The sequence below is a fragment of the Enterococcus sp. S22(2020) genome, from assembly GCF_020295385.1.
Lineage (GTDB): Bacteria > Bacillota > Bacilli > Lactobacillales > Enterococcaceae > Enterococcus_L > Enterococcus_L dunnyi.
Genome location: NZ_JACFUD010000001.1, coordinates 222,190 through 233,619 on the forward strand (window position 1 = coordinate 222,190; position 11,430 = coordinate 233,619).

The 11,430-nt window shown below is 37.3% G+C and carries 11 protein-coding genes and 1 other annotated feature; of the genes, 2 read left to right on the forward strand and 9 right to left on the reverse strand.

Annotated elements, in window-relative coordinates; translation table 11 throughout:
• Positions 1-72: 72 nt before the first annotated feature.
• The gene (locus tag H3T55_RS01010; RefSeq protein ID WP_225533064.1) at positions 73-1,353 is read right to left on the reverse strand and encodes an O-acetylhomoserine aminocarboxypropyltransferase/cysteine synthase family protein; all 1,281 of its coding nucleotides are present in this window, start codon (positions 1,351-1,353) and stop codon (positions 73-75) included.
• 656 nt (positions 1,354-2,009) lie between these two features.
• Positions 2,010-2,262, reverse strand: a binding site (T-box leader).
• A gap of 151 nt (positions 2,263-2,413) precedes the next feature.
• On the opposite strand from H3T55_RS01010, the gene H3T55_RS01015 reads away from it, so the two are divergent.
• Positions 2,414-2,770, forward strand: coding sequence for a hypothetical protein (locus H3T55_RS01015; protein WP_087639654.1), 357 nt, complete (start codon positions 2,414-2,416; stop codon positions 2,768-2,770).
• Between the two features lie 32 nt (positions 2,771-2,802).
• Complete coding sequence (locus H3T55_RS01020; RefSeq protein ID WP_087639653.1) at positions 2,803-2,964, forward strand: hypothetical protein; 162 nt, start codon at positions 2,803-2,805, stop codon at positions 2,962-2,964.
• A gap of 355 nt (positions 2,965-3,319) precedes the next feature.
• Here the strand turns inward: H3T55_RS01020 and H3T55_RS01025 are convergent, their stop codons facing one another.
• From H3T55_RS01025 to rpsN, 8 genes are all read right to left on the reverse strand, one after another.
• Entirely contained in the window at positions 3,320-3,754 is a 435-nt protein-coding gene (locus H3T55_RS01025; protein ID WP_225533063.1) for a hypothetical protein, read from the reverse strand.
• Positions 3,755-3,898: 144 nt separating this feature from the next.
• Positions 3,899-4,486 (reverse strand): ATP-dependent Clp protease proteolytic subunit, encoded by a 588-nt coding sequence (locus H3T55_RS01030; protein ID WP_087639651.1) that lies wholly within the window; start codon positions 4,484-4,486, stop codon positions 3,899-3,901.
• 166 nt (positions 4,487-4,652) lie between these two features.
• Positions 4,653-7,367: a cation-translocating P-type ATPase gene (locus H3T55_RS01035; RefSeq protein WP_087639650.1), complete on the reverse strand. Its 2,715-nt coding sequence runs from the start codon at positions 7,365-7,367 to the stop codon at positions 4,653-4,655.
• Between the two features lie 453 nt (positions 7,368-7,820).
• Positions 7,821-8,189 carry a hypothetical protein gene (locus H3T55_RS01040; RefSeq protein ID WP_225533062.1) on the reverse strand — a complete coding sequence of 123 codons (369 nt, stop codon included), beginning with the start codon at positions 8,187-8,189 and terminating at the stop codon, positions 7,821-7,823.
• Positions 8,190-8,238: 49 nt separating this feature from the next.
• Positions 8,239-8,985: a tRNA 2-thiocytidine biosynthesis TtcA family protein gene (locus tag H3T55_RS01045; RefSeq protein ID WP_225533061.1), complete on the reverse strand. Its 747-nt coding sequence runs from the start codon at positions 8,983-8,985 to the stop codon at positions 8,239-8,241.
• Positions 8,986-9,003: 18 nt separating this feature from the next.
• On the reverse strand, positions 9,004-10,842 hold the full coding sequence (locus tag H3T55_RS01050) for an LTA synthase family protein (protein WP_225533060.1): 1,839 nt from the start codon (positions 10,840-10,842) through the stop codon (positions 9,004-9,006).
• A gap of 121 nt (positions 10,843-10,963) precedes the next feature.
• Positions 10,964-11,116 carry a putative metal homeostasis protein gene (locus tag H3T55_RS01055; protein WP_225533059.1) on the reverse strand — a complete coding sequence of 51 codons (153 nt, stop codon included), beginning with the start codon at positions 11,114-11,116 and terminating at the stop codon, positions 10,964-10,966.
• A 25-nt stretch (positions 11,117-11,141) separates the two neighbouring features.
• On the reverse strand, positions 11,142-11,411 hold the full coding sequence (rpsN, locus tag H3T55_RS01060) for a 30S ribosomal protein S14 (protein ID WP_225533058.1): 270 nt from the start codon (positions 11,409-11,411) through the stop codon (positions 11,142-11,144).
• Between the last annotated feature and the right edge of the window lie 19 nt (positions 11,412-11,430).

Consider the following 11,430-nt stretch of genomic DNA (forward strand, 5'->3'; position numbering starts at 1 on the left):
TTATTCTACCTTATCAGCTTTCTAAAAAACACTTGATACAAAAGGAAAAGCTTCTGTATCAAGTGTTTATGTTTAGATTTTTGCTAAAGCTTGTTCTAAGTCTGATAAGATGTCATCAACATTCTCGATGCCGATCGATAAGCGAATCAATTCTGGAGAAGTTCCTGAGACCTTCAGTTCTTCTTCGCTTAATTGGGAATGTGTGGTTGATGCTGGATGGATGATCAATGATTTTGCATCACCGACATTTGCCAATAAAGAAAATAGTTCCACATGATTGATCAAGTTTTTCCCAGCTTCTGCTCCGCCTTTGACACCAAATGTAAAAATCGATCCCGCTCCTTTCGGCAAATACTTTTCAGCTAAGGTATGATATTTATTATCAGGCAATCCAGGATAGTTGACCCAATCGACTTTCGGATGCTTCACTAAGAATTCCGCGACTTTTTGAGCATTTTCTACATGACGTTCTAATCTCAAGGAAAGTGTTTCTAAGCCTAAAATCAGCAAGAAACTATTGAAAGGCGAAATTGCGGCTCCTGTATCTCTTAATAATGACACGCGTAAACGAGTAATAAAAGCGGCTGCACCAACATCCTCAGTATAAGATAAGCCATGATAACTTGGATCAGGATCGACCAATTTAGGAAATTTTCCATTCGCCCAATTGAATTTTCCGGAATCGATCACCACACCGCCTAAAGCAACACCATGTCCACCGATGAATTTTGTTGCTGAGTAAACGACGATATCTGCGCCAAAGTCAAACGGACGAGTTAAATAAGCGGTAGCAAAGGTATTATCGACGATCAGCGGTAACTCGTGCTTGTGAGCAATGTCTGCGATTGCTTCAATGTCTGCAACATTCGTACTGGGATTTCCGATCGTTTCAACAAAAATCGCTTTCGTATTTTCTTTGATCGCTTCCTCAAAATTAGCCAACTCATCTGGATCAACAAAAGTTGTTGTGATGCCAAATTCAGGTAACGTATGGGCAAACAAATTGAAGGTTCCACCATAAAGAGTTGATGCAGAGACAATATGATCGCCGCTGCTGGCAAGGTTTTGAATAGCATAGGTGATTGCTGCTGTTCCTGAAGCAACAGCTACAGCGCCCACACCGCCTTCTAATTCATTCAAACGATCTTCTAATACGGCCGTCGTCGGATTGGTGATCCGTGTATAGATATTGCCCGCTTTTGATAAAGCAAATTTTTCTGCTGCATCTTGCGTATCATCAAATGTGTAGGAGGTTGTTTGATAGATAGGTACCGCTCTAGAGTTCGTGTCTTTATCGGGGGTATGTCCTCCGTGAATTTGGATCGTTTCAAAGTGATAGTTTTGGTTTGTCATTATGCTTCATTCCTTTTCTTTTAAATTTAGTTGATTTTATTCGTTTGCTGCACATGTCACCTTCTTGCATAATGACCACCTCTTTCTGGATTGTTCTCATTGAAAAGAATTTATAGCGATTGTCAGATCTGATAGTAGAAAATCTGACACCTGATATTTTAAATCTGGTATCTCGTTGTCTTTTGTGATCTTGGCGATCACAGAGAGTTATTCATTCTGAATTTTTCTTTTTCAGCCTCATTTATTGTTCTTTGATTGATTTAGCTGAACTAGTTGTGGTCCTTTGACTTTACATGATCAACTTAGAGGGGATTGGGTGACTCACTAATATGGATACTTCGCTCTCTTTGATTGCCAAGTATTGTTCATCATTCGCTCTTTTTTGACTCTTTTTGAAGTTGCTCCTACTCTTTCGGGTTGGATTCAAGCGTTAGGTGATTCCTAGTATGGTTACTTCGCTCCCTTTGGTCGCCAAGTACTATTCATCATCCGCTCGTTTTGAGGTTGTTTCTCCTCTTTCGAGTTGGATTCAAGCGTTGGGTGATTCCTAGTATGGACACTTCGCTCCCTTTGGTCGCCAAGTACTGTTCATCATCTACTCTGGCATAGCCAGTCGTAGTGATTCACAGCAAAAAGCCCTCTACCAGCCTATGCTAGTAAAGGGCGACGATCGCGGTACCACCTTTATTGGAAAATCATTTCCATCTCAAGCCAAACAATAAATCACTTTATGATTTGGTGCTTTGTTAACGGTAGCAGCCGTAAAAATCAAATCGATTTTTCCTCTCCAAGATCATTTTCGACAAATTTCCATTACTTTCTTCCACCATACGAAAGCTCTCTCGCTTCAGCAAAAAATCTTTGCTGAATAAATGTTTTTTTGTCTACTCTTCTTTTCAATGAGTTTTGATATTGAATCAATATTAGAACATACTCATTTATTTGTCAACATTTTTTCATATTAAATTTATTGATCAAAATTAATTAGGTTCAAATAAGGGTTCCTGTTTTTCTTTCTACTCATTTTTTATTATACTTAAATAAAATGGAGGTCGATCGAATGTCAGAACATATTGAAAAAGTGGATTTTCTTTTATCTTATTTATCAGAGATCCATACAAAGAGCCTGTCTTTGTATGATTTAGTCACTAGCCGTCCACGGCCTGAAGAATCTCGGATTCTTTTGAATATCAATGAGGTCTTTACCTACTATCATAGTATCCGGATTTTTTATATTAGTAATGATGAGATTTCTTCCGATGCAGTTCAGCCCTTTTTTACTGCGTTTGAAGAGTTCTACTTTGAGTTGAAACAAGTTTTCTTCCTTGAAGATGATAACAGCGCACTTCTTTATAATAAGTTATCTGCGATGAAAGATGCTTTTGAGCAGTTGACGAATGATTTTAATGTTTTATAATAGAGTAGACAACAAATAAAGAAGGTGCACAAATGGATCAAAGCGAAGTATTGGATCGCTTGCGCGAAGAGTTGGAGATTCCATTTTTTAATGGATCGATCGAAGAACGTGAATACACAGAAGAAGAATATCAAAAAATCAAAGCTGATCTTGTTCAGTATTTTGATGATTACGTTCGAAATGTAGAAAACTGATACGACTATGTCGTTAAAATTAAAAGATGGGATAAAACAAAAATGTTTTATCTCATCTTTTTTATGATTAATATAATTATTTATTTACATAAAATAACTGCCATTTTTTAAAATCAGTGTAATATAAATAATATTTTTTAATTTATATTTTGATTCAAATAATAATGAAAGAAAAAACCACCGGTCAAACTGACCGATGGAAAAGGAGTATTACTCAATAAGAGTAAAATGAAAAATAAAAAGGTTGTTGTTGGTATGAATATATAATACAACAAATATTTTTCATTGTCTACTAAAAATAACGTTAAAAAGAAATTAAATACCATTTCTTTTTGTCAATTTTTCGTTTATATTTTTATTTTTTTAACAAAAGATTACTCATTCTAGTGATCGCAAATGAGATATCATCTGTTGCTTTGTCTTGTTTCTCTTCTGAAGCGTTGAACAAGTCAACATCTATTCCTTTTTCTGAGTCTAAAGATAGAATCATTTCATTACAGCCAGCTAAATATTCAATATATGAGCGTTCAAATTTTTTATGGATGCCCATTACTCGAGCGGGCGGGCGTAATTGTGACACTTTCTCCAGCATCGTTTCGTATTCTTTTGTTCCATCTTGGAATATGCGTTGGATCTCAACAATACGCTCGGGAGCTAGCTCTGTTACCTTATCTTCGTCGATTGCTTTACGAACTTCTTCGTAATATTCGTTCATTTTTTCGCCGACTTCTTCTGTTTCTTTTACAATATCATTGATGTTTTGCACATAATAGCCTAAATTGGGTTTCAAATTCTTTCCTACTTTCTTTTGATAATCACCTAATTTTACACTTTTTCATAGGGTGATGACAAGGAGAATCTTTCAAAACAGCTTTTTTCTAATCATTTTGATAAAAAAACTGCAAGTCACTTGTACTTGCAGTTCGTTCTTATTTTACTGGATTTCATCGCTTGTATCGATGATCTTAGATACCATTCCATAATCTTTTGCTTCTTCAGCAGACATCCAGAAATTACGGTCTGTATCTTTTGCGATTTTTTCATACGTTTGACCAGTTGCTGCAGCAATCAAACGATTTACACGCTCACGCATACGGATGATTTCTTTGGCTTCGATCTGAATCTCAGTACTTTGGCCTTGAACACCGCCAGCTGGTTGATGGATCATGTAACGAGTATTTGGCAAGCTGTATCTATTTTTAGCTTCAGCAGCCAAATAAATCGTAATACCCGCACTTGCTACCCAGCCGGTACCAACAACGATTACTTCTGGTTTGACAAACTTGATCATATCATGAATCGTGTCTCCTGCTTCAACATGTCCGCCTTGGCTATTGATAAAAATTTTGATTGGCTCATCACCCATCGCTGCTAATAAAAGTAATTGTGAGGTTACTTCCCGCGCTAGATCCTGATTGATCTCACCATAAATCAAAATCGTTCTCTCTTCAAAAAGTTTTTTCATAAATGCATTTGGTTGTTGTTTTTCTTCTGTTTCTTCATTTTCATCTAAATAGTTCATAATGAATGACCTCCATATTTTAAAGCTGAATATCTATATTAATAATACCGTAATCTAAAAATTTGTCCACTTATTTGACTTATTTTGACCTTAAAATTTTCTTCATGCTACTATACTGAACCATAGAAAAAAAGATAGCCGAATATTCGACTATCTTTTACTAATTTTATATCCCTTTACCCATTTTTCGTTGAACAAATTTTACAACTTCAACGATAGGAATGATCGCAAAGGATGTTCCTGCAACGATTGCCCATTGGTACGCATCTAGTGATGTTACACTAAACAAATCGTTGAATCCTGGAATAACGATCGTAGCGGCTAACAATAGGAAGGAAACTAAAATCGCCCAGTTGAACGATTTGTTTCGGAATAAGCCAACTTTGAAAATCGATTGATAAATCGATTTTACGTTGAACGCATGGAACAATTGAATCAATCCTAATGTCGCAAATGCCATAGTCAACGCATCTCCATGTTGTAAATCATACAACGCCTGTGCAGATAAGTTTGGCATATTTGCCGCTGTATGCGCAGGAAACTCGATGGCCATTTTATAAACGATCAATGTCAAAGCACCTTGAGTGATCCCTTGATAAATGACACTGCTCAAGACACCACCAGAGAAGAAGTTCGATTTCTTACCACGAGGCGCATGACTCATCACATCACGTTCTGCCGGCTCAACACCTAAAGCAATCGCTGGGAAAGTATCCGTTACTAAGTTGATCCACAATAAATGAACTGGTAGTAATGTATCCCAAGCTAACATTGTTGCAATAAAGAGTGTCAATACTTCCCCTAAGTTGGCAGAAAGTAGGTATTGGATCGTTTTTTGGATATTTGAGAAAACTTTACGTCCTTCTTCAACGGCGACAATGATCGTTGAGAAGTTGTCATCTGCCAAGACCATATCAGAGGCACCTTTCGATACTTCCGTACCAGTGATCCCCATACCAATACCGATATCCGCTGCTTTTAAGGCTGGTGCATCATTCACACCGTCACCTGTCATGGCAACGACCTTACCTTCTTGCTGCCATGCTTTAACGATACGAACTTTATGTTCAGGAGATACACGAGCATAAACAGAGTAATGTCCAACGACTTTTGCAAAAGCTTCATCTGATAACTCATTCAATTCAGCGCCTGTGATCACTGCATCGTCATCGCCTTCTTTGATAATGCCAAGACGAGCAGCAATAGCTTCCGCTGTATCTCTGTGGTCACCTGTGATCATGATCGGACGAATACCAGCTTCTTTAGCTACTTTAACCGCTTCTGCTGCTTCTTTACGTTCAGGGTCGATCATACCGACTAGACCAGCAAACACTAGACCATTTTCAACCACAGCTGAATCCATTTCAGCAGGAACTGCATCAACGAATTTATATGCCATTCCTAATACACGTAACGCTTGTTTCGCCATTTTCGTGTTGTTTGTTAAAATTTCTTTGCGTTCTTGATCATTTAATGCTGTTGTTTGACCATTTAATAATACTTGCTCACAGCGTTTTAGCAACTCATCGGGTGCACCTTTGACTGCAACTAAGAATTTGCCATCGACTAATTGGTGAACAGTTGTCATCAATTTACGATCAGAGTCAAACGGAATTTCAGCTACACGAGGTTCCGCTGCAACTTTTTCAGTGACATTGAAGCCATGGTCTAAACCGAATTGAACTAAAGCCGTTTCGGTTGGATCGCCGATCAATGTACCATCTTGAGCAAATTTTGTATCATTTGTATAGTTCATGATTTTTAAAGCCATGTTATCCATTGCTACATCTTCAGATGCTGCAGCGACTTTATTGTCTGTATATAATGCTTCAACAGTCATTTGATTCAGAGTCAACGTCCCCGTCTTATCTGAACAAATAATATCTGTACTACCCAATGTCTCAACGGCTGGAAGTTTACGCACGATCGCATTTTTCTTCGCCATTTTTTGTGTTCCTAAAGCTAAAATGATCGTAACGATTGCCGGCAAACCTTCCGGAATCGCAGCAACAGCTAATGAAATCGAAGTCAATAGCATATCGATCCATGTTCTACCGTTCATCATTCCAACAACAAACATGATCGCAGCGATCACTAAAATCGCGATCGTCAACATTTTACCTAATTGATTCAAGTTTTGCTTCAATGGTGTTTCTGTTTCTTGTTCGTTAGCTAGCATGCCGGCGATTTTACCGACCTCGGTATTCATACCAGTACCGACAACTACACCTATCCCACGACCATAAGTGACATTACTATTTGAATAAGCCATATTGATACGATCACCGATACCGATATCTTCTGGCGTACCTTCTAAAACAGTTGCTTCTTTTTCAACTGGAACTGATTCACCAGTCAAAGCCGCTTCTTCAATTTTCAAGCTAGCTGCTTCTAATAAACGTAAATCCGCCGGCACTACGTCGCCAGCTTCTAATAAGACGATATCTCCTGGCACTAATTCATCACTTTTGACTGTAATCACATGGCCATCACGACGAATGTTCGCATTTGGTGAAGACATTTCTTTTAGTGCTTCGATCGCTTGCTCTGCTTTGGCTTCTTGGATCACACCGAAAATCGCATTCAATACAACAACGAGTAAGATGATGATCGAATCAACGACATCATGTGAGAATACCGCTGAAATCACTGCAGCAAATAGTAATACGATGATCATAAAATCTTTAAACTGCTCAAAGAACTTCACGACGATCGATTTCTTTTTCCCTTCATCCAGAGCATTTGCTCCGTAACTCTCTAACCTTTTTTTAGCCTCTTGATCCGTTAGACCTTCAGCAGTCGTACCCATCTTTTCCAGAACTGTTGCTTCCGGCTGAGTATAAAATGCTTCAGCTAATTGAACCTTTTTTTCTTCTGACATGTTCTTCCTCCTCTGTAATTTGCAGCTACTTACATCTATTTTACTTCATAATAGCGAAACGAACACGTATTAGACCTCTATAAAGAGAAGCTGGTTCGTAGCAAAAACGAAAAAAAATAGACCTCTGTATGCTACCTAAATAGAACATACATAAGTCTCACTGATTAAGACAACACCAGAAATTTCTTTCGGAGTTGGTGATGTTGTCGCAGCTTAAGCCGCCAGTTACTCCCTCATGAAATAATATGATGGTGATCTTTGAGGTACGATCACCAATAATTATTGCTGAAATTAATTATACCTGTTCTTTTAGTGTTTTTCAAATGAAATCGTATTGATTTTCAGAAAAATTTCTAAAGCTAATTTTAAGCTCTCACTATATAGATATTGGGATAACTATTTATACATATGGAAGATATATTACTATCTCTTTTAAAAGTTGACTGAACCTATTCATTGATCACTCGTTTTTGAATTTTCCAATAAGCGTGTTAGAACTTTTTCTTTTTTCTTTAGTCGCACAATAAATTTAATGCTATAAGATATAATCGCTATAAAAAAGAAAATAAGTGCCATCTTTACAGCCAAATCGGATAAAAATGACATTGATTCCTCAATCGCACCTGTTCTTCTAAATAAAATCATTATAAAGGTAGTAATTACATGACAAATTAAGCTGATGACTCCCATATATCCAGCAATTTTCACTATAATATTCAAAAAATTAATAAAGATACTTTTTTCCTTGTTAACCTCTTCAATCACTTTTTTTACCAACTCAAGTTTTTCTTTCTCCGTAAGATTTTCCATCCCTTTTCTCATAACTCTACTCCTTTATTCCGCTTAGCACTTCAGTTTATGATGCAAACAATCATACAGAGGTTTTCGTCCAAAAGTTTTCCGTCGTTCCTTGCTCCATCCCCATGATAAACTTCTCGCGAATATCAGGATAGCTCTGTGATAAATTCGTGACGACCTGCTTGATTTCCTCGCGCTTGGTCTTTTTATCTACCGGGCAAGGATTGAAGATCACTGGTAACTCTTCTCTCTTAACAAAACGAATGATCTCTTTTTCTTCTATATAAAGCAGCGGACGGATCAGTGTGATATCTGTTTTAGACAAATAACTTCGCGGTTCAAAACTTGCCAGCTGCCCATGGAAAAAGAAGTTCATGAAATACGTTTCGATCGCATCATCTAAATGGTGTCCTAAAGCGACTTTGTTACAACCTAATTCTTTTGCTCGATTATATAAAATACCTCGTCGTAATTTTGCACATAATGAACATGGTGAACGCTCCTCACGAATATTAAAAACGACCTGAGCAATATTTGTAGGAACCACATCTAATTGATACCCTAAGTTTTCAACAAATACCTGCATCGGTGCAATATCCACATCAAAGCCCATCGCTAAGGTAATTGGCACGATCTCAAATTCAAAGCCTAAACGCTTTTGCTTACTGATCATATCCAAAAAATATAATAAACTTGTGCTGTCTTTACCACCACTCATACCAATCGCTACTTTATCGCCTGGCTGGATCATTTGATGATTCAAGACAGCTCGGCGGATTGGATTGTAGTAGACTTGATTGTCTTTCTTTTTAAAACTCATCTTGTGCTCCTTTAGATTTTAATCAAAAAAATCATTTTTTAGACTATATTGCTCACCAGAAACGATATCATATTGAATCATCCGATAATCTTCATACAGCTCTTCTTGTGACTGCGTCAGTTTCAACGTTTTATTCCACTTCTCATTCGTATAATAGAAACTTTTTTCAAAGGCTGGTACCTGTTCTCCAAGTTGACTTAGTAATTGATAAAAGCCAGTCATCTGTATATCACTTTGATCGAACAACGTTGGTGCGAAGTAAAAAGGACTTGTGATCGCATCCTGTGTTTTTTGTTTACGTAGTGATTCTTGAGTATCATACATCAGGAATTCTGTTTGGTGCATCATTACCTCATCGTTCATTTCTTTGATCTCATCTGAATAGATACTTGGTAAATGATCGCCCCAAAAAACAACTAAGGTTCGCCTTTTGACATTTTTCAATTCCTCAGTAAATTCTTTCAATGCAGCACTGCTATAGGCAATATCCTGCATGTAGCTATCGATCGCGGTTTTATTCCCTTGCCCTTGAGATGAATACTCTATATCAGTATATTTATCACTATAAGGCATATGCGTCTGCATCGTTACTAGATGGACAAATTGTGGCTGCTGATCGTCTTTTAAAAGATCAAGAACTTCTTTATACGCAGATCGATCTGAAATATAGGGATTGTTTTGCAGTTTTTCTTTATACTTCATCGTATCTTCACTAATAAACTGATCAAAACCTAACACGTTATAGACATCTTTACGCTTATACATTGAGGTATTGTACGGATGGATCGCTGTTGCTCGATAGTCCTGATTTTTCAACAAGGAAACAACCGACGGAATCTCATCCATTTTAGGCACTAACATAGTATACGGTGTCGTCATTTGCGGATTGAATAGTTCCATTGAGAAGCTGGTCAATGCTTCAAATTCGATATTGGCTGTTCCACCACCGTAATTTTGAGAAAGCATTTGGCCGCTATAAGTTTTATCTGCTATTTCATAATAATCTTTTAGTGGATTCTTATTTGCGGTCACCCCTGCTAGATGCTGTGGATCAGAAAAGCTTTCGCTCATCACAAAAATAATGTTCGGTTGCTCTTCTTCAGCCTCTTTTTTCGCTGCTGTGACTTGTTTGTTGTATTTATCAGTGATTGCTGTGATCGTTTTTTTAGAGTAATTGTCTGGCTCATCCATTGCTTCGACTTTTAAATTAAATAAAAAGCCGCCCATAAAGCCTGTGTTATAGTAATTCATTTTTTGGCTGTATGGAATCCATAACGCCGTTTTGTCGTATTGCTTGCGTAAGAGATTATTTGGATTATTGAAATCACTGATATACACTAATAATCCAATCGTGACGATCAAACCGGTCACACGAACAATTTGCATTTTTTTCGATAATAAACGACTTTTGTAGATTGCTCGGCAAAAAAAGACTAGGGCAATCGCTGCAATCAGTACGATCACAATAAAAGGAACGGTTCCGATCATTTCTCTTAGCAGCCCGAATTCGGTGATCATTTTTAGATCATCAGGATAAATAGGCTCTGTCCGGTAAAACATCTTCTGATAGTCTGCAAACCCTAAGATAGCGATCGTTATGGCATAAAGAACACTCCCCAGTAGAAAAGAGCCAGCTAGACTGATCAAAAATAGCAAGAATACCAGTAAAACCAAGCAGCCTAAGATAAATTTTTCTGTATGCCAAGAAAAGGCAAATTTTAGCATTAAATCTGTGGATAATTCATTTTGACACCATTGCAGATATAGGTTGCTGATGACTACCAGCAGGATCAGTCCAATCACGATCAGAGGATAGCTGACTGATTTTTTCTTAAATATTTGTAATTTTTTCTTCACAACGTTCTCCCTTTTCTTTTCCCTAAACACATTCTCTAATATTTTATGCTTAGACGAAAAAAAAGTAAAGCTTCCCTTGGAATACTTTACTTTTTTATAGAAGAAATGGTCATTTTCTTTTTCAACTATTGATCATATTAGCGTTGGTTAAAGCCATCGTTCGATTTCTTTTCTCCCGATTATACTGCTGAATGATCTTCAGTGCACGTTTACGTGTCTTTCGATTGGTGCATTTTAATCTTCTGCGTGCACTTGAAATGTCTTGTTTTTCCATTGTTTCTCCCCCAAAAGCTTTTTTATTACCAGCTAGCTTTATGTACGCCGGGAATTTGCCCTGCATGTGCCAGCGTTCTAAAATTGATCCGTGACATGCTGAATTTTCGCATATACGCTCTTGGTCGTCCATCGATCAAATCGCGGTTTTTTAAGCGATTAGGGTTTGAATCTTTTGGTAATTTTGCCAGTGCTGCGTAATCTTTATTTGCTTTTAATTCTTGTCGTAGTTCAGCATATTTTTCGACCAATGCTTGTTGTTGTTTTGCTTTGGCAATTTTTGATTTTTTCGCCATATTCTTATCTCCTTCCTTC

What these genes read in the sequence shown, in the direction of transcription:
- H3T55_RS01040 (WP_225533062.1), bottom strand. Translation starts at nt 8,189, where the DNA reads ATGAGAAAAGGGATGGAAAATCTTACGGAGAAAGAAAAACTTGAGTTG.
- H3T55_RS01020 (WP_087639653.1), top strand. Translation starts at nt 2,803, where the DNA reads ATGGATCAAAGCGAAGTATTGGATCGCTTGCGCGAAGAGTTGGAGATT.
- H3T55_RS01015 (WP_087639654.1), top strand. Translation starts at nt 2,414, where the DNA reads ATGTCAGAACATATTGAAAAAGTGGATTTTCTTTTATCTTATTTATCA.
- H3T55_RS01010 (WP_225533064.1), bottom strand. Translation starts at nt 1,353, where the DNA reads ATGACAAACCAAAACTATCACTTTGAAACGATCCAAATTCACGGAGGA.
- rpsN (WP_225533058.1), bottom strand. Translation starts at nt 11,411, where the DNA reads ATGGCGAAAAAATCAAAAATTGCCAAAGCAAAACAACAACAAGCATTG.
- H3T55_RS01030 (WP_087639651.1), bottom strand. Translation starts at nt 4,486, where the DNA reads ATGAACTATTTAGATGAAAATGAAGAAACAGAAGAAAAACAACAACCA.
- H3T55_RS01035 (WP_087639650.1), bottom strand. Translation starts at nt 7,367, where the DNA reads ATGTCAGAAGAAAAAAAGGTTCAATTAGCTGAAGCATTTTATACTCAG.
- H3T55_RS01055 (WP_225533059.1), bottom strand. Translation starts at nt 11,116, where the DNA reads ATGGAAAAACAAGACATTTCAAGTGCACGCAGAAGATTAAAATGCACC.
- H3T55_RS01045 (WP_225533061.1), bottom strand. Translation starts at nt 8,985, where the DNA reads ATGAGTTTTAAAAAGAAAGACAATCAAGTCTACTACAATCCAATCCGC.